At 67.9% G+C, this 17,016-nt stretch carries 19 protein-coding genes and 1 tRNA gene; 12 read left to right on the top strand and 8 right to left on the bottom strand.

Features of this window, described 5'->3' with window-relative positions; genetic code table 11:
* The first annotated feature begins 255 nt into the window (after positions 1 to 255).
* Both V5E28_RS45370 and V5E28_RS45365 read left to right on the top strand, forming a co-directional pair.
* Positions 256 to 324: transfer RNA gene (locus tag V5E28_RS45370), tRNA-Phe, on the top strand.
* Between the two features lie 912 nt (positions 325 to 1,236).
* Entirely contained in the window at positions 1,237 to 1,776 is a 540-nt protein-coding gene (locus V5E28_RS45365; protein WP_336216445.1) for an Imm21 family immunity protein, read from the top strand.
* A 49-nt stretch (positions 1,777 to 1,825) separates the two neighbouring features.
* Here V5E28_RS45365 and V5E28_RS45360 read toward each other — a convergent pair whose 3' ends face one another.
* From V5E28_RS45360 to V5E28_RS45350, 3 genes are all read right to left on the bottom strand, one after another.
* Positions 1,826 to 2,203 (bottom strand): hypothetical protein, encoded by a 378-nt coding sequence (locus tag V5E28_RS45360; protein WP_336216444.1) that lies wholly within the window; start codon positions 2,201 to 2,203, stop codon positions 1,826 to 1,828.
* Positions 2,204 to 2,822: 619 nt separating this feature from the next.
* Positions 2,823 to 3,233, bottom strand: a complete 411-nt coding sequence (locus tag V5E28_RS45355; protein ID WP_336216443.1) for a type II toxin-antitoxin system VapC family toxin — start codon at positions 3,231 to 3,233, stop codon at positions 2,823 to 2,825.
* A complete protein-coding gene (locus V5E28_RS45350; RefSeq protein ID WP_336216441.1) occupies positions 3,233 to 3,469 on the bottom strand; it encodes a hypothetical protein in 237 nt (78 codons plus the stop codon). The genes V5E28_RS45355 and V5E28_RS45350 overlap by 1 nt, the downstream gene beginning before the upstream one ends.
* Positions 3,470 to 4,048: 579 nt before the next feature.
* On the opposite strand from V5E28_RS45350, the gene V5E28_RS45345 reads away from it, so the two are divergent.
* Complete coding sequence (locus V5E28_RS45345; RefSeq protein WP_336216440.1) at positions 4,049 to 4,312, top strand: hypothetical protein; 264 nt, start codon at positions 4,049 to 4,051, stop codon at positions 4,310 to 4,312.
* A gap of 521 nt (positions 4,313 to 4,833) precedes the next feature.
* Here V5E28_RS45345 and V5E28_RS45340 read toward each other — a convergent pair.
* The 3 genes from V5E28_RS45340 to V5E28_RS45330 all read right to left on the bottom strand — a co-directional run bounded on the left by V5E28_RS45340 (position 4,834) and on the right by V5E28_RS45330 (position 6,684).
* The gene (locus V5E28_RS45340) at positions 4,834 to 5,130 is read right to left on the bottom strand and encodes a DUF4287 domain-containing protein (protein ID WP_336216438.1); all 297 of its coding nucleotides are present in this window, start codon (positions 5,128 to 5,130) and stop codon (positions 4,834 to 4,836) included.
* Positions 5,131 to 5,196: 66 nt separating this feature from the next.
* The gene (locus tag V5E28_RS45335) at positions 5,197 to 5,667 is read right to left on the bottom strand and encodes a pyridoxamine 5'-phosphate oxidase family protein (protein WP_336216437.1); all 471 of its coding nucleotides are present in this window, start codon (positions 5,665 to 5,667) and stop codon (positions 5,197 to 5,199) included.
* Between the two features lie 135 nt (positions 5,668 to 5,802).
* Entirely contained in the window at positions 5,803 to 6,684 is an 882-nt protein-coding gene (locus tag V5E28_RS45330; protein ID WP_336216436.1) for a LysR family transcriptional regulator, read from the bottom strand.
* Between the two features lie 220 nt (positions 6,685 to 6,904).
* On the opposite strand from V5E28_RS45330, the gene V5E28_RS45325 reads away from it, so the two are divergent.
* From V5E28_RS45325 to V5E28_RS45295, 7 genes are read left to right on the top strand one after another with little or no spacing between them, the layout of a single operon-like run.
* On the top strand, positions 6,905 to 7,828 hold the full coding sequence (locus V5E28_RS45325) for a threonine ammonia-lyase (RefSeq protein ID WP_336216434.1): 924 nt from the start codon (positions 6,905 to 6,907) through the stop codon (positions 7,826 to 7,828).
* Positions 7,812 to 8,816, top strand: a complete 1,005-nt coding sequence (locus V5E28_RS45320; protein WP_336216433.1) for an ornithine cyclodeaminase family protein — start codon at positions 7,812 to 7,814, stop codon at positions 8,814 to 8,816. The genes V5E28_RS45325 and V5E28_RS45320 overlap by 17 nt, the downstream gene beginning before the upstream one ends.
* A complete protein-coding gene (locus V5E28_RS45315) occupies positions 8,813 to 9,748 on the top strand; it encodes an amino acid ABC transporter permease (protein WP_336216432.1) in 936 nt (311 codons plus the stop codon). Before V5E28_RS45320 ends, V5E28_RS45315 begins: the two co-directional genes overlap by 4 nt.
* Positions 9,741 to 10,514, top strand: a complete 774-nt coding sequence (locus V5E28_RS45310; protein ID WP_336216431.1) for an amino acid ABC transporter ATP-binding protein — start codon at positions 9,741 to 9,743, stop codon at positions 10,512 to 10,514. Before V5E28_RS45315 ends, V5E28_RS45310 begins: the two co-directional genes overlap by 8 nt.
* A 31-nt stretch (positions 10,515 to 10,545) precedes the next feature.
* The gene (locus V5E28_RS45305; RefSeq protein WP_336216430.1) at positions 10,546 to 11,472 is read left to right on the top strand and encodes an ABC transporter substrate-binding protein; all 927 of its coding nucleotides are present in this window, start codon (positions 10,546 to 10,548) and stop codon (positions 11,470 to 11,472) included.
* The gene (locus V5E28_RS45300) at positions 11,469 to 12,458 is read left to right on the top strand and encodes an alpha/beta hydrolase (RefSeq protein WP_336216429.1); all 990 of its coding nucleotides are present in this window, start codon (positions 11,469 to 11,471) and stop codon (positions 12,456 to 12,458) included. Before V5E28_RS45305 ends, V5E28_RS45300 begins: the two co-directional genes overlap by 4 nt.
* Positions 12,455 to 13,888: an NAD(P)/FAD-dependent oxidoreductase gene (locus V5E28_RS45295; protein ID WP_336216428.1), complete on the top strand. Its 1,434-nt coding sequence runs from the start codon at positions 12,455 to 12,457 to the stop codon at positions 13,886 to 13,888. Before V5E28_RS45300 ends, V5E28_RS45295 begins: the two co-directional genes overlap by 4 nt.
* A gap of 414 nt (positions 13,889 to 14,302) precedes the next feature.
* Here V5E28_RS45295 and V5E28_RS45290 read toward each other — a convergent pair whose 3' ends face one another.
* Both V5E28_RS45290 and V5E28_RS45285 read right to left on the bottom strand, forming a co-directional pair.
* Positions 14,303 to 15,295 (bottom strand): DMT family transporter, encoded by a 993-nt coding sequence (locus V5E28_RS45290; protein WP_336216427.1) that lies wholly within the window; start codon positions 15,293 to 15,295, stop codon positions 14,303 to 14,305.
* A 50-nt stretch (positions 15,296 to 15,345) separates the two neighbouring features.
* Complete coding sequence (locus tag V5E28_RS45285) at positions 15,346 to 16,101, bottom strand: class I SAM-dependent methyltransferase (RefSeq protein ID WP_336216426.1); 756 nt, start codon at positions 16,099 to 16,101, stop codon at positions 15,346 to 15,348.
* A 72-nt stretch (positions 16,102 to 16,173) separates the two neighbouring features.
* Here V5E28_RS45285 and V5E28_RS45280 point away from each other — a divergent pair, with 72 nt between their 5' ends.
* Positions 16,174 to 16,740: a CGNR zinc finger domain-containing protein gene (locus tag V5E28_RS45280; RefSeq protein ID WP_336216425.1), complete on the top strand. Its 567-nt coding sequence runs from the start codon at positions 16,174 to 16,176 to the stop codon at positions 16,738 to 16,740.
* A gap of 134 nt (positions 16,741 to 16,874) precedes the next feature.
* The gene (locus tag V5E28_RS45275; protein WP_336216423.1) at positions 16,875 to 17,012 is read left to right on the top strand and encodes a hypothetical protein; all 138 of its coding nucleotides are present in this window, start codon (positions 16,875 to 16,877) and stop codon (positions 17,010 to 17,012) included.
* The last annotated feature ends 4 nt before the right edge of the window (positions 17,013 to 17,016 follow it).

Below are 17,016 nucleotides of genomic sequence, written 5' to 3'. Positions count from 1 at the left end.
GAGCTTGTGACGGCGGTGGATGCTGGCGGACGATCGCGAGCTGGCTACGGATCAGAAGGCGGCACATTGGCTGAGGCCGTGACGATCGCGGACTTCGGTACCCGTCGTACGGCTGGGGCGATCGCCGGCAAGGCCCTCCTCCGTCGGGCCTTGCCACCGGGGCGACCATGGCTGAGGTGACAGCATCGCTGACAACAACGTCCCCACACATCGGCTCATCCCCGCCACCGTCCACACGTCCCTCACCACGGTCTCGGTCAGCCGGGCAGGATGATTGCTTCGCCTGAAAAGCGGAGGTCGGCAGTTCGACTCTGCCCCTGACTACAGCTTGAACAGCCAAGATGCCCCGAAGCGATCACTGCTCCGGGGCGTTTTCGTTGTTCTGACGACAACGCTGACGACAGTTGCGTAGAAGAAGAGGCCGTGGCTGTCTGCAAGATCTTGTGTGAAGACCCGGTTCATGCAAAAGATCAGCTGTCAGGATGTACATGTGGGAGGTCGTGCGCGTCGTCGTAGAGATCGGCGGCCAGGCAACGTACGGCTCCTTGACGTCTTCATGGCAGGGCTGTCGAATGCCATGGCTGCCGCAGCTGGCTTTGATGAGGTTCCTACCCTGTCTCAGGTTGCCTGCATGCTGCTTGCCGCAGCGGGGACGAGCTGGCTGATGTGGCGCGCTGCCCGCGGATATGTGGGCGATAAATCGCCACCGAAGCGTGGTGTTGCCCTAAAAAGAATTAGCTATATATGCTTCGCCGCGCCCAAAAACTTGAGGTTGGTAGCTCCGGTAGCCTAACTCTCTTGGTTTTGACTGAGGCATATGGCCAGGTCGGAGCACTGAAGGGCCCTCTCGTGTCGAGAGGGCCCTTTTGTTTTATCGACTTATTGCTGCAAAGGGTCTCGAGCCGCTTTGGCGCTCTTCTTTTATTTTCTAAAGACGTGTGTGCCTAGATGGTTATGGCAATTTCAATGCACGTGGTGATGAGGCGGCGGGTTGGTCGAAGGTTGTACAGCTCCAGGTTGTCCAGGGGGTTGATGCGGCGTGAGACGCGATGCGAGGAGGCCATAGGTGTAGCCCCTGTCCAATGGCATGATCGGACTGTTTCCGCGAATGAACGGAACCGGTGTCGGAGATCACCCAGATCTACGAGGGCAGGACGGATCCCTACGCGGATGCCTTCCGTGGCAAGGCACCGTGTGACCATGGCTGAGTAGCTATGCCTGGACTCAGGCTTTTCCATGCCTACACGGATGAAAGAGAGGTCATCAGTGCTTCACACCTGGGTTCGCACCGCAGGAGGACCACTGATCGCTGTCCCGAAATCGGAGCTGAACAATTGGGCGGGTGTGGGCGACAACGAAGGCCCCGTAGAGACCTGGGGTGACTACGGTCGGGCCTGTGCCGTTGAGGGCTACATCGGCCTCGTTACCGTCGGTGCACAGCAGGCCCTCGTTCTCGGCGACGAACCCGCCATGACGACCTACCTGACCGGCGAACGCCTCTTCGTGCGCTGGGCTGCCGCATACTCCGAAGCCGATCTGGTCGCGGCGGCCAAGCGAGCCCTCGCAGACCAGCCGGATTGGGATCATGACGAAGACCTGAATTGGGAAGTACAGGAGAGTGTCGTGCTCTTCGACTCTGCGATTCCCGGCGCGGAGTTGGAGCTTGACGACAGGCTCATCATTGATCTCAAACCTGGCCAGTACAGGGTTCGAGCCACCTACGCGGAGGACGAGGACAGCTGGATGATCCTCGTGCAACTTCAGCCGACAATTTAGGCGTTGAGCGCACTCCGCAAGCGCTCTGCCTTTCGTACGGATCAAGCGGTCAGGTGTCGTAAGAGCCGTCCCAGGGTTCGTAGAAGCCGATGTTGTCCGGGTAGAGCTCGGCGTGTTCATCGCCTTCGAAGGTCTCGATGACGAGACCGAACAGCACGTCGTCGAACTCGCGACGGAAAGGGCGGACAGCGATGTCACCGAAGCGACGGCCGGGGAGCGCGTTGAGCCACTGGTTCAGCAGGTCCTGGGCGGTGTCGACGGACGCCCGGCGATCGGCGTCCGTTCCGGTGCGCTCGATGCGGGAGCCGAGGTAGTGGCCGGTAGCGTCGAAGGTGTGCAGGACGGCGTACCAACGTTTGCGCGCCAGCCAGTCGTCGGTGTGGTAGTCGGGTTCGTATCCAATGGGGATGGTCTCGGGTACCGCCATGCCCGGGCGCGTAGCCACCAGGTACGACAAGACCTCGGCACTGAGCTCGATCTTGCTAACAGCAGTGCTAACACCGTCCCTGGACAAGCGTGGACGGCCGTAGAAGACGATCAAGAGGCAGGGGCCTGTAAGCAGGTCTTGTGGATGCCGGTGGACACCAGTGGATCATCTCGAAATGGCTTGTAAACAGAAGGTTTGGGGTTCGATTCCCCACGTCGGCTCTGTGCGTCTGAAGGCCCTTCCGGGAGATCTAGGAGGGGCCTTTTGGCATGCTTGGGCCTCGCTTGTGGGCGCGCTTCGCGCGTTTGGGTGCTCGGGCTGTGACGTTTGGGGGGCGCGGCCCCCCAAACCCCCGCCTACAAGCCGAGGCGTTGAGCGCATTGGAGAACGAGGGCAGGGCGTGGCCGGTCGGGTGGCGTTGCTGGAGCGGTAGGATGCTCCGCCCTGTTGGCATACGGCGGTGATTGTCGGGCTGGTTTCGAGGTTGTACAGCAGCTCCGTACAGCAACGGGCACCGAGCGGGAGCCTCATGGAGATGCCACATGATCGTCCGCATACTCAGCCTGGTGCAGATTCCGAGAGACTCCACCGGCGACTGCGGTTGATCAACATGAGGGAGCTACGGCAACAGAGTGAAAGCGCTGGGGTGCTTGGGCTTCACCGCGTGGAAGTGCCGACGGTCCAGGGTGGCGATCTCATGGGCGTTGAGGCGTTCGGCTACCGCGATCACAGAGGCGTCTGCTGCACCCAGTGGGAAGTCCGCGTAGGTCCGGACAAGGTCGATCATACGGGCGACGTCTTCCGTGGTCAGCGCTTCAAGGATGAGTTCTCCAGTGACGATCGACTGAAGGAACTGAGCCTCGGCTTCTGGGCCGACACGGGATTCGAGAAGCCAGCAGACCTCGGTGAGCACAGGGCCGGGGACGATGAGCGGACCTGGATGGGTCTCCAAGAGGGCCAGACACCGACTGTGTTCTTGATCCTTGCGATTCAGCACGGCGTACAAGGGGCCGGTGTCGCAGATCAGCATCAGCTCTGCCGTGACAGGTCGCGAATGATCTCCTCTGAGCGCCGCGCCGCATCGGGATCGTCCGAGATGAGCCCGGCGAAGGAGAGCGTTCGCCGTCGCTCGGCGTCAGGGACTTCAGGATCAACGTGGTCGTCAACGAGCTCCAGCGCGACCGCACGCAAAGCTCGCACCTGGGTCGAGGTCAAGCGGTCGACCAAGCGGTGAAGGTCTTCGTACTCCTCATGTGCCGCGCTCATGCCGTTGAGTCTACGCCGCCAGGGAAGATCGATATCTGTTCATCGGCTCTGGACGAAGGCTTCTGCCTTCATGGCAAGGATCACTTCTGCCGTGCGGGGGGTAGAGCCGATCTTGCTAACGCATTTGCATCAACGGTTGTGGACGATCATGGGCGGGCGAGGACTGAGCGTGTGGCGCGCTAGGCCGTGAACTGTAGAGGATGTCGGCGATGGACACCCGTGGACGAGTCGAATCGTTCTTGTAAACAGAAGGTTTGGGGTTCGATTCCCCACGTCGGCTCTGTGCGTCTGAAGGCCCTTCCGGGAGATCTAGGAGGGGCCTTTTGGCATGCTTAGGCCTCGCTTGTGGGCGCGCTTCGCGCGTTTGGGTGCTCGGGCTGTGACGTTTGGGGGGCGCGGCCCCCCAAACCTCCGCCTACAAGCCGAGGCGTCCATGTCCTCCTCAGCGATCCAGCAGCGCTCAAGGCGGTTCTGGCCACCACCACGGACAGACGGCCCGCGGGCGTCTACGACGGTGTGCGCACCACCCTTTACCAGGGCACGATCACCTTCGCTCAGCTCCGTAAGGTGAACCCGGCCATGAGCATCGGCTTCCGCAGCAAGCCCACCGGTAAGTACGCCACCTGGAAAGTGTCCTGGCGGTTGTGGCTCGGCCCCGACCAACTCGTCCGCAGGGCGTGGACTTCGTGGCGTCAGCCGAATGACAGCCCCTACCGATCCGCCGCCGATGACCCGTACTACGCGTTCGTTGATGACGTCCGCCTGTCGGACTGGGGGATGAAGGTGCACATCAAGCCGCCGCCCGCCGATGAGACGGTGCCGTCGGAAGTGTGGGACGACTGACCCGAGCGTGCGGGATCCTCGTGCCCGGCTGGTCACGACGACCGTCTCCCCGATCCGTCCGCAGGCCGGCCTCCCTCGACAGTCCGAGGTGCGCGGTGGCGGCGGTGTGCGGGGAGGCGACCGCCTCGTGCTCGACTCCGGCACGGGGCTGCCGGTGCTTCGGGGACTGAACAGGCACAGAGGGCCGGCGATCCCACGATCGCCACGTGAGCGGGACGGTTGCGCGTGGGCCGGCCCGACCTTGAGCATGCGGATTGTCGCTTCCTGTAACTCTTTCCGTGCTCACGGCCATCTCACCTGTGGCCGCGTACCGAATCGCCTACGTCACTGCCCTTCTGAGCGAGTTCCTGATCGCCACCGAGGTCGCCGGGCCTTCCGGAACCCTGCTCCGCCTTCGCCAAGAAGTTCCCCCTCGATGAGGCTCTCTGCGGCGAAGGCGATTCCTGCCTCCTCCTGGTCGGCCCGGAACGCACTGCCCTCGTCAACGTCAGCGGCTGATCGCCGCCGGCGCACGTCGTCTGTCAGCTCGCCTCGGGTCGGTTCTTCTTGCCGTCCAGCCACAGCGTGTCGGACTCGTCGCGGTGGGAGCCGGAGCCGCCGACGTGCTTCGCGTCGATCTTCGGGCCCTTCTTGATGACGTGGACCAGTGCCATCGCGTGCCCACGCCCAAGCTCATAGTCCTGCTTCAGCCAGTCGATGATCGTCCCCGCCTTCGTGGACGGGTCGTCGAAGCCGCGCTCCTCCGCCAATGCGATGAACTCCCGCGGCGTCAGTCCGGTCTTGTCCTCGATGTTGTCCAAGTACGCCTGGAACGACATGGCGCTCTCCGCTCGTCATGGGATGTTAGAGGCACAGTGTCCCATTGGTGAGGGTTCGCGGGTCGCTCACCGTCCGTCTTCCACATCCGCCAGGTACGTAAGCGCCCATGCCCGCCTGAGATCGTCCTCGTCGGCGTCGCCGAAGGTGTAGGCCGGAGACAGGATCGGCAGCGCCCGCTCCACGTGCACCAGGATCACGTGATTGGCGGGGTAGCCGGGACCGTTCAGGTTGAGCAGCCAGGCGTGCAGCCACTCGTACACGGGATCGCCCGGCTCGCGGAACTCCGCGGTGCCCTTGAAGCGGTAGCCCCGCCTGCGGAAGAAGTCGATCGAGTTGATCTCGATACGCGGATCGCGTACGAGGTTGGCCACCGTGTTGGGGGACGCGATGTCCATGAAGGCGATGTGCTCGTCGTCGTATACCCGCATCGAGCCCTTGGGCGACAGGTTGGGCGAGCCGTCGGGGCACACGGTGGCCACGAAGGACAGCCGCGCGCTGTCCACGATCAGGCGCATGTCGTCGTCGATCGTCTTCATCGTCTCTCTCCTTCGCTGGGGCCGGCTTCGGCCTTGGGAGGAGGTGGAGGTCTCCGCAGCCACGTACTCACAAGTGTGCACAGACCGGCGTCCGGATCCGCGACGCCGTGCCGAGGTCGCTCTGAACAGGGGTGATCAGGGGAGTGCCGAGAGGGCGCTCTGGCGCAGTAGCGTCACCATGGCGCGGACGGCGGGGTTGGCGTCGGAGGCGCGGGAGGTCACGAAGATCTCCCGCACGAGCTCACGAGGTTCCTCGATGGGCAGGAAGCGGATCACGTCCTCGCGCTGGACGGCGAGTTGCGGCACCAGGGCGACGCCGAACCCGCTCGCGACGAGCCCCAGGACGGTGCGGTAGCTGACGGCCTTGTACGGGACCCTGGGCTCGAAGCCGCCGGCGCGGCAGGCCAGCTCGGTGAGGGGGTAGTACCCCTCCGGGACCATGTCGCCCACCCATTCGGCGTCGGCGTAGTCGGCCAGGCGGACGCTCGAGGGCGTGGCGAGCGAGTCGTTGCGCTGGACGGCGAGGAGCATCGGCTCCCTGCCCAGCAGGATCTGCTTGAACCCGTGCCCCTCCGGGTGCGGTGAGTGGGAGTACTGGTACGTGATCGCGAGATCGATGTCTCCCAGGAGGACGGCCTCGTGGGCCAGCTCCGTCTCCATCTCGGTGAGGGTCATGGAGATGTGCGGGTACTTGTACCGGAAGAGCCGCATGGCGGAGGGCACGAGCTCGTTCGCCGCCGTCGCGAACGTGGCCATGCGCAGGAGCCCGGCGCGGAGGTTCTCGACGTCGCGCACGGCGTGCTCGGCCGTCTCGAGTTCTTCCAGCACCCGGTTCGCGTGTTCGGCGAGCACGCGCCCGGCGAGCGTGAGCTGGACCCTGCGGGCGTGGCGTTCGAGCAGGGCCACGCCGACCTCGCGTTCCAGCTGGGAGAGCTGCTGGGAGACGGCGGAGGGGGTGTAGCGGAGCTCCTCGGCGACGCGGGCGATGGTGCCGCGCTTGGCGAGTTCGGCGAGCATCCGGAGACGTTTGACATCGAGCATGGCGCGGCGGACCCGTCTTCTCCCGGCCCGCTCAGCCAGGGCCGTACGGCGAGCGCTTGCCGGCCGCGCACGTGCTGAGCATTAGCTGAGCTTAACCTCATCGGCGATTTTCGGTGATTGACCACAATCTATGGCCTTCTCAATACTTTGCTGCATGCCCCCCAAAGCACGCAATTCAGTCAAATCACCTGATTTGGTGGATCTTGCGGCAGCGCGCTCCGTTGTGGCCGAAGCTCTCGTGCCCACGCCGCTGTGGCCGGTTACCGCGCTGGCCCCGGGAGCGTCGCTGAAGCTGGAGAACCACCAGCCGACCGGCTCCTTCAAGGTGCGGGGGGCGCTCGCCGCGGTGGCCGCCGCGCCTCCGACCGGCCCGATCATCACCGCGTCGGCGGGGAACCACGGTATCGCCATCGCCTGGGCGGCCAGACGGCTGGGGCGCCGGGCCACCGTCGTCATCCCGAAGACGGCCTCCCGGGCCAAGGTCGACGCGCTGCGCTCGATGGACTGCGAACTCGAGTACGCCGACGGCGGCTACGACGAGGCGGAAGCCCACGCGATCGCGCGGGCGGAGTCCGGATTCACCTACATCTCCGCCTACAACGACACGCACGTCATCGCCGGCCAGAGCACGATCGGCGCCGAACTCGAGGAGATCGGCGAGCCCGTCACGCTCTTCGTCCCTGTCGGCGGCGGCGGGCTGATCTCCGGCATCTGCCTCTGGGCGATGCGCCGGCCAGAGGTGCGGATCGTCGGCGTCGAGACCGCGGCCTCGCCCGGGATGAGCACCGCGATCAGGGCGGGCCGGGTGGAACGCGTCGACGTGGGACCGACGCTGGCGGACGGTCTCGCGGGGAACCTCGAGGAGGGATCCGTCACCGTGGAGATCACCGCGAGCAGGGTGGACGAGATGGTGGCGGTTACGGAGGAGGAGATCCGCGCGGCCATGAGGTTCCTCGCCGCCCAGCACGGACAGGTCGTCGAGGGCTCGGGCGCCGCCGGGGTCGCCGCGCTCCTCGCCTCGCGAGCCGCCCGCCGCGGCAGGCCCGTCGCCCTGGTCACGGGCAGGAACGTCGCCCTTTCCACGTTCTCGGAGGTAATGGCAGATGCTCCTGCTGAGTGAGACCGAGATCCACACGCTCCTGACCCCCGCCGACGCCCTGGAGGCGATGCGGGCGGGGTTCGCGGCCCACCACGCCGGCCGTGTGGAGAAACCCGACATCATCGCGCTGGCCTTCCCCGGCGAGGACGGGGAGGTGCACGCGAAGGCCTCCTACATCCACGGCACGCCCGACTGGGCCGTGAAGGTCGCGTCCCTGTTCCCCGGGAACATCGAGGCGGGCCTGGCCACCCACGGCGGCCTCAGCCTGGTCTTCAGCGCCACCACCGGCTACCTGGAGGCCATGCTGCTCGACAACGGCTATCTCACCGAGCTCAGGACGGGAGCCGCGGGAGCGCTGGCCGCCGACCTGATGGCGCGCCCCGACGCGTCATCGGTGGCGGTGATCGGAGCCGGGAGCCAGGCGCTGTTCCAGCTCGAAGCCCTGCTCAACGTGCGCAGGGTCACCTCTGTCAGGGTGTTCGCCAGGCGTGCGGCGCACGTCGAGCGGTTCGCGCTCGACATCCGGACCCGCTTCGGCGTGACGGCAGAGGTATGCCGGTCCGCCCGGGACGCCGTGACGGACGCGGACATCGTGGTCACCGCGACCTCCTCGTGCGAGCCGGTGGTCCATGGAGAGTGGCTCGCCCCAGGCACCCATGTGACGGCCGTCGGAGCGGACACGCCGGGCAAGCGAGAGCTGGACAGGGACTGCTTGGCGCGGGCCGCGACGATCGCCGTGGACGATCTCGGCCAGGCCAGGACGGTCGGCGAGCTGCAGTACGCGGCAGTGGAGGCGACCTGGGATCCGGCGAAGGTGGTCACGCTCGGGGCCGTCCAGTCAGCCGAAAGGTCCGGCCGCGCCCGCGACAGCGACATCACGGTCGCCGACCTCACCGGAGTCGGCTTCCAGGACGCGGCGATCGCCTCGCTCGCGTACGCCAGAGCCCGCGGCAAGAAGCTCGGCAAGGAGATCCGCGTGGCAGGGCTGCCCGACGAGGTGATGACATGACGGCGGATCGGGGCCCCGGCACCGGGATGCCCCCGCCGCTACGCGTCCTTCCGCGCAGGGGAGCGCGCCGGTGGAGGACGGCCGGCGCCGTCGTGGTGGCGGTGCTCGTCGCGGCGATCCTCCACTCCCTCTGGGTCAACCCCCGCCTCGACAAGCAGGTGGTGCTGAACTACCTGTTCCGGGACCTCACGCTGAGCGGTCTCGCCGTGACCCTCTATCTGACCGTGCTCGCCATGCTCTTCGGCATCGTCGGCGGAACCCTGCTGGCCGTGATGCGGATCTCGAAGAACAGGGTGCTCTCGACGTGCGCGAACCTCTACCTGTGGGTCTTCAGGGGGACGCCGGTCCTCATCCAGATCATCTTCTGGGGATACCTCGGCGCTCTCTATCCTCGGTTCGACCTCGGCATCCCGTTCACCGACGTGGTGTTCGCCTCCGTCAGCACCGACATCCTGATGACGCCGATGGTGGCCGCGCTCCTCGCGCTGGGCCTCAACGAGGCGGCGTACGCATCGGAGATCGTCCGGGCCGGAATCCTCGGCGTCGATCGCGGCCAGATCGAGGCGGCCTCCTCGCTGGGGATGAACACCGGCCAGACCCTGCGGCGGGTCATCCTGCCCCAGGCGATGCGCAGCATCATCCCTCCCATGGGGAACGAGGCGATCACCATGCTGAAGACGACCGCGCTGGTCTCGGTGATCGCGGGCAAGGACCTGCTGACCAACCTCCAGCAGGTCTACTCGCAGAACTTCCAGGTCATCCCGCTGCTCATCGTGGCGAGCATCTGGTACATGGCCGTCACTTCGGTGCTCACGCTGTTCCAGGCGTTCCTCGAACGGCGGTACGGGCGCGGGACGGCCGACGTGGGATCGCGTGGAACGGCCGGACGGCTGTTCGGCATCGCCCGATGGAAGGGCCTCAAGAATGCCTGACACCACGCCCGCCATGCGGGCAGAAGGCGTGCACAAGTCGTACGGCGATCTGCATGTGCTGCGGGGCGTGGACATGGACGTCCACGCCGGCCAGGTGGTGTGCCTGATCGGACCCAGCGGCTCGGGCAAGAGCACGTTTCTCCGCTGCGTCAACCATCTGGAGACCGTGGACGCCGGACGGCTGCTCGTCTTCGGCGAGCCCGTCGGCTACCGGGAGGAGCGCGGCGTGCTGCGCGAGCTGCCGAACCGCGAGATCTGCCGCAGGCGCAGCGAGATCGGCATGGTCTTCCAGCGCTTCAACCTGTTCAGCCACATGACGGCCATCGAGAACCTCGTCGAGGCTCCCATCAGGGTGCTCAAACGCGATAAGGAGCAGGCGTTCGAGGAGGCGAGGGAGCTCCTGGACCGGGTGGGGCTCTCCGGCAAGGAGCACTGCTACCCGTCGGCCCTGTCCGGAGGCCAGCAGCAGCGCGTGGCCATCGCCAGGTCCCTCGCCATGCGGCCGAAGCTCATGCTGTTCGACGAGCCCACCTCGGCGCTCGACCCTGAGCTGGTCGGTGAGGTGCTGGCGGTGATGCGGGACCTCGCGGAGTCGGGGATGACCATGATCGTCGTCACCCACGAGATCGGCTTCGCCCGTGAGGTCGCCGACGTCGTGTCGTTCATGGACCACGGTCTGATCGTCGAATCGGGCCCGGGGGAGCAGGTACTCGGAAATCCCGAACACGCCAGAACGCGGGAGTTCATCTCGAAGGTTCTGGCCTGACCCCATCCTTCCAGCGCGATCTAGGAAGCACATGATGAAAGTGAAGATGGCGGCCGTTGCCGCATGCCTGGCCCTCGGCAGCGTAGCCGCCTGCGGGAACGGTGCCACTACCGAGCCCGGCGCCCCGAAGACCATCGCCGGCGTCACGATCAAGGCCGACCCGGACCTGAGCAAGAAGGTGCCGGAAAGCCTCGGCGGCGTCCTGAAGATCGCCACCGCGGCGCCGTACCCGCCGTTCGAGTACTTCGACGACGACCAGAAGCTCATCGGGCTGGACATCGACCTCGGCGACGCCGTCGCGGCGAAGCTGGGCCTGCGCAGCGAATGGACCAACGTCAGCTTCGACGGCGTGATCCCCGGCATCAAGGCGAACAAGTTCGACCTCATCATCTCGGACATGGGAGACAACGCCGAGCGCGAGAAGGAGATCGACTTCGTCGACTACGCCGTCGCCGGGATCGGCATGGTGATCCCCAAGGGCAATCCCCAGGGCGTCAAGACCCTGTCCGACTTCTGCGGCAAGACCGTCTCGATGGAGCAGGGCGCGATCCAGGTCACCTTCATCAAGGAGTTCAACGCCTCGACCTGCGCCGCGTCCGGCAAGCCCATCACGATCGAGCAGTTCCCCAAGAGCTCCGACGCCCTCCTGTCCCTGCGGACCGGCAAGTCCGCGGGCTTCTTCGTGGACCTGGCGAGCGGCGTTCACATCGCCCGCAACAGCGACGGCGGCAACGCGTTCGAGGTGCTGGACGACCCCAGCGCGCCGCCGAACGGCTACAACCCCATCAAGATCGGCATCGGGATCGGCAAGGAGGACCAGGCCCTGCGCGACGCGATCAAGTCCGCGCTGGACGGCTTCGTCCAGGACGGCACGTACGCGGCGATCTTCAAGAAGTACGGCCTGGAGAAGTCGGCCATCAAGGCCATCGAGATCAACGGAGCGAAGTCCCCTCTATGACCACCAACCGTACGCCGGAAATCGACCCCTGCACGGAGTCCTACCTGCGAGCCCAAGCCGCCGCCGACCTCACCAGCGAGCAGGAGATGGGCGCTGCCGAGGCGCGGGAGCTCAACCGGACCGTGCTGTCGGCCGAGTTCGGCCCGGTCCCCGCCGTCGGCGAGGTGCGTGACCACCTCGCCGGCGAGGTGCCGGTCCGCGTCTTCCGCCCCAGCAGGCCCGCCCAGGCGGGCCCCGCGGTCCTGTACGTGCACGGAGGCGGCTGGACCGTCGGGGACCTGGACACGCACGCCGGGGTGAGCCGGGCCCTGTGCGCGATGGCGGGCGTGACCGTGGTCGCCGTGGACTACCGGCTCGCCCCCGATCACCGCTATCCGGCGGCGCTCGACGACTGCGAGACCGCTCTTGCCTGGCTCGTCTCCCACGCGGCCGAGCTGGACGTCGACCCGGACCGCATCGGGATCGTCGGGGACAGTGCGGGCGGGAACCTCGTCGCCGCGATGACGCTCCGCGCGCGGGACGGAGGGCCGGGAGCACGCTGCCAGGTGCTGGTCTACCCTCCGGTCGACAGCACCTGCGGGAGCGAGTCGTACGTCACCGTCGGGACGGGCTACGGCCTCGACGCCGAGGGCATGCGCTGGTACTGGGCCAACTACCTCGGCGAGAACCCCGACCAGGAGGACACCGGGCACTCCCCGGCGAGGGCGCGGGATCTCGGCGGCCTGCCTCCCACGTTCGTCATCACCGCGGAGCTCGATCCGCTGAGAGACGAAGGCGAGAGCTACGGCCGCAAGCTCGCCGAGGCGGGGAACCTCGTCACGATGAAGCGCTTCAAGGGAACGATCCACGGCTTCTTCCGCATGCCGGGCACCATCCGGCTCGGGCAGGTCGCTCTGACGGACGCGGCCGCGTACCTGCACGCTTGCCTGCGGCCCGAAGGACCGCTGCGCGACTGGAGCGAACTCACCTTCGAGGAGACCCGGTGAAGCGGTCGATGGACGAACTCGTCGCCACGGCCGCCAACCCCTGGTGGATCGAAGACGCGCTCCGCTGGGAGGGCGGCGTGCCCGGCAGCCCGCCGCTCGCCGGCGATCTCGACGTGGACGTGGTCATCATCGGCGGCGGCTACACCGGGATGTGGACCGCGTGGCATTTGAAGAGGGAGTCGCCCGGCCTGCGCGTCGCGCTGCTGGAGCGTGACCGGTGCGGGCTGGGGCCCAGCGGCCGCAACGGCGGGTTCGTCCACGGCTACTGGGGGCAGCTCGGCCAGTTGCGGGATCTCTTCGGCGCTGACGGCGCTCTGGAGGTCGCCCGTGCCGCGGACGAGGCTCAGCGGGGAATCCTCGCGTTCTGCGACCAGGCGGAGCCGGACCTGTGGCTGAACCAGGCGGGCATCGCCATGGTGTCGGCGACGCCCGAGCAGGATCTCGCGGTCGAGCAGTCGGTCGCCGTGGCCAGGGAACTGGGCGTCTCCGAAGAGGTCACGGCCGTCGACGGCGCGGACGCCCGCGGCCTGTGCGCCTCGCGGCGCTTCAGGAAGGGCGTCTTCTACCGGCACGGAGCCACCGTGCAGCCCGCCCGCCTCGGCCGCATGCTGCGACGCCGCGTCATCGACGCCGGTGTGGACGTGCACGAGGAGTCGGCGGTCGACGCGATCCGCGAACTGGACGGCCGGGTCGAGGTCCAGACGGCCCGGGGCAGGGTGACGGCCGGGCGCGCGATCGTCACGACCGGAGCCTCCCACCTCCAACGGAGCGGGGCGGAAAGCCGGACCGTCAACTTCAGCAGCCACATGATCATCACCGAGCCGGTGCCGGACGTGCTGGACGAGCTCGGCTGGCGCGACGGCCCCGGCATCTTTGACGCCCGCATGTTCGTCCACTACCTGCGGACGACGCCGGACGGCCGCATCGCGATCGGCAGCGGGTCGGGCCACATCGCGTACGGCGGCCGCCTGCCGGCCCGCCTCTACGCCGACAGGGAGGCCATCGACCGGGCCAGGCGCGGCCTCGAGTTCCTGATCCCCGAGCTCAAGGGCGTCCGGGTCGAGGGAGCCTGGGGCGGCCCCATCGATGTCAGCGGCGACGGCCTGCCGTTCTTCCGCCGCAGCAAGGCCGGCCGGATCCTGCGCGCCGGAGGATTCTCCGGGCACGGCGTCAACCCGTCGTACCTGATCGGGCGCATCCTGACGTCGTTGACGGCGGAGCGGGACGACGAGTGGGCGCGGCTGCCCCTGGTCACGCGTAAGGTGCCGAGGTTTCCTCCCGAGCCCTTCCGCTGGGCCGGCGGCAACGCGATCCGCGCGTCCATCGCCCGCGTGGAGGACAGCCACCAGGGGGACGTGTCGGTGAACGTGGCGCAGCGGTTCGTCGCAGGGCTGCCGAAGCTCCTCAACATGAAGATCGGCACGCGCTGACCCGCGGCGCGACCTGGGCCGCCGACCACGCCGGCCGCCTTCGCTGAGGCAGCTGAGACAGAAGAGCGGTCGGCGCCGCACCTCGCAGTGTCGGAAATCACGGATGTCCAGTGCCTCGGTGTCGGATTCCCGCGATTCGGGGGCGGCCGGCTGGATTCGGGCGTTGGACTTGGCGCAAAGTAGCGCGTCTGCCATCGACCGCGCCGCGCCGCGCGACAAGGGGGATTTCCTTGAACGTTTCGAGTTCGGGGACGGAGGCCGCCCGCACGAGGAGAGCCACTGTCGCGCTGGCCTGCGCGGGAGTGTTCGTCGCCTATCTGCCGGTGACCACCGTCGTGGTGAGCCTGCCGGCGATCCAGCGGGCGTTGGGGGCGTCCACCGCGCAGCTCGCGTGGGCATCCGATGGGGCCGTCTCTAGAGGAGGGCCGCCCGGCGCAGCCGTCCGCCGGTTGTCCGGCTCTCCATGGCGGGAAGCCGCACCACCTGGAGCACCCCGATGAGGATCAGCGCGAACCCGGCGACCTGCCCCAGCGGCGGCCACTCGCCGCGCGCCACGTAGATGTACGTGAAACCGGCCACCGTCTCGACGTTGATCAGCATCCCGGCGGCCGTGGGCGAGAGCCGGGCCGAGGCGACGTTCCACAGGCCGGTGGCGGCCCACGACACGACGATGCCCAGCACGAGCGCGGCCACCGCGAACGCGGCCAGGCTCGGGGTCCGCTCCGAGGGGCTGGGGGTCAGCTGCCCGGTGAGCGCGGCCACGGGCAGGCCGACGAGGGTGATCGCGCCGGTGCCGAGCCCGATCACGGTGGACCAGCCCGCGCCCGGCACGTCGGGGTGGCGGGTCAGGAAGCGCGCGTTGGCCAGGCCGTACCAGGTCCACAGGATGACGGCGCCGAAGACGGCCAGCAGGCCGAGCAGCTTCAGCCCGGGCGGCCGGTCCTCGGTGGCCGCGGCGCCGCTGAGCTCCAGGACGTTGACCAGGGCCAGGCCGGCGGCGACCAGCGTCACCGGGAGGATGAGGGAGCGCCATCGGTAGGCGCCGTACAGCGCGTTGCCGGCCAGCGCCACGGTGACGGGGATGCACCCGATGACGATGTCGGTGACGGGGGCGCCGACCAGCTGGATGCCGAGGACGAGCAACAGGTAGTAGAGGACGTTGCCGGCCATGGCGAAGGCCAGGGCGACCTGCCAGTGCCGGCGCAGCAGCCGCCAGAGCGCGCGGCCGCCGAAGGCGAACAGCACCACGGAGACCGCGCCGTAGGCCAGGTAGCGGCCGACCGTCACGGCGACCGGGCTCCACCCCGGCAGCAGCACCGGCAGCAGGAAGGCCAGCCCCCAGATCAGCCCCGCCGCCGTGCCGGCCCCCGCGCCGATGAGGTGTCCGCGCCGGCCGGAGTCTTCCATGAGTGTTGGCTACCCAGGACGGGCGGCGGCATGGCCTCCTCGAAGGGCGCTCAGTGGCGGACGGCGCAGAGCAGGCGGTTGTTGCCGCGCTGCCAGAGGGTGCCGATCTCGGCGAAGCCCGCCTTCCTCAGGGCGTCGGCGTGCTGGGACAGCAGGAGGGATTCCGAGCCGTGGTGGGAGGCGCCCGCGGTGGTGCGGGCGCCGTTGAGCGCGGCCATGGCGGGGTCGGCCTCGACGGCGTCCCACCAGGTGCGCCAGTCCTCCGGCTGGTCGCCGGCGAACGTGCGCTCGGTCTGCTTGTCGTGGATGGCGCGTTCGATGCGGGCGAGCGCGGGGGTGGTGTCGTCGGAGTCGAAGTGGTCGCCGTTGAGGAGGAGGCCGCCGGGGCGCAGGACGGTGGCGAGCTCGGTGTACAAGCTCTCCAGGTCGGACGGGGAGATCCAGTGCAGTGCGGTGGTGCTGACGGCGGCGTCGGCGGCGCGGTCGAGGCCGAGTGCGGCCGTCCAGCCGGGTGTGCGCAGGTCGGTGGCGACGAAGGTGAGGTGCGGGTAGGCGGCCCGGCCGAGGCCGAGCAGCAGCGGGTCGGCGTCCACGGAGATCACCCTGGCCTTGGGCAGGCGATCGAGGAGGCGGGCGGACAGGGAACCGGGGCCGCAGCCGAGGTCGATGACCAGGGGGTCGGGACGGTCCAGGGCCTCGACGGCGTCGATGAGGGCGGTGAAGCGCTCCTCGCGGTCGGGCAGGTAGCCCTCCTGCTGGCGGTCCCAGCGCGCGATCCAGCCGAGTGCGGCATCGTGGGTGAGCACAGGCATCTCCTTGTGACCGTCGTTTAGACTTTCAACAGTCACAAACCTAGAGCAAAAGGTGTAACTGGTCAATTGAACTTCAACAGTCACACGGACGGGGTGGTCAGGGTGGCCGTAGGGCTGGTCAACAGCCTGACCCCCGGAGAGCGGCGAGGCCGGCCTGCCCCGCCGCCCGCCGACGTCGCCGCGGCCGCCACCGAGGGGCTGCGGGTCGGATACCCCGGCCATCGGCCGGCCACCGAGGCCGAGGCCGCCGAGCTGGTCGGGGTCGCGCTGCGGCTGCGCGCCATCTTCGAGGCGGTCGCGCAGGACGTCGACACCGCCGCGATGCGCGTCAACGCCCTGCTGGAAGAGGCCGACGCCAGGCCGATGCTCCAGCGGCACGACGGGGAGCCGTGGCACCTGCACTTCCACGGGCCGGGCGGCACCATGGCGGGGGACTGGGCCGCGAGCTGCGCCACCGGGCTCGCGCTGGTGCTGGGAAGCGAGTTCCACGACCGGCTCGGGGTGTGCACGGCCCCGCACTGCGACCGGGTGTACGTGGACGTCTCGCGCAACGGGACCCGCCGGTTCTGTTCGACTCCTTGCCAGAACCGGGTCAAGACCGCGGCGTTCCGAGCGCGGAGCAAGTCACCATAAGTCGGCTAATGTCGCCCTGGCCTGCGGAAACTCTCGGAGCGCCAGGACGCGAACAACACTCGCGGAGGCAGCTGACGTGCGAGAATGACACCACTGTGACCCCCTCCCCACCATTCCCCGTTGACCTTGTCGGCATGGCGAACGGCGACCTGCTGATGTTGCCGGCCGTCTGGCCCGTGCGGCTCACCCCGGAGCAGCAGCGGCAGCTCGTGGAGCGCCTGCTCCAGACCTGCCCGAGCCTCGACCAGGCGCAGCCCTGTCACGCCGACTGAGGCA

Source organism: Nonomuraea sp. LPB2021202275-12-8 (assembly GCF_037044575.1).
In the GTDB taxonomy this organism is placed as follows: Bacteria; Actinomycetota; Actinomycetes; order Streptosporangiales; family Streptosporangiaceae; genus Nonomuraea.
This window is presented reverse-complemented; position numbering and strand designations above follow the sequence as displayed.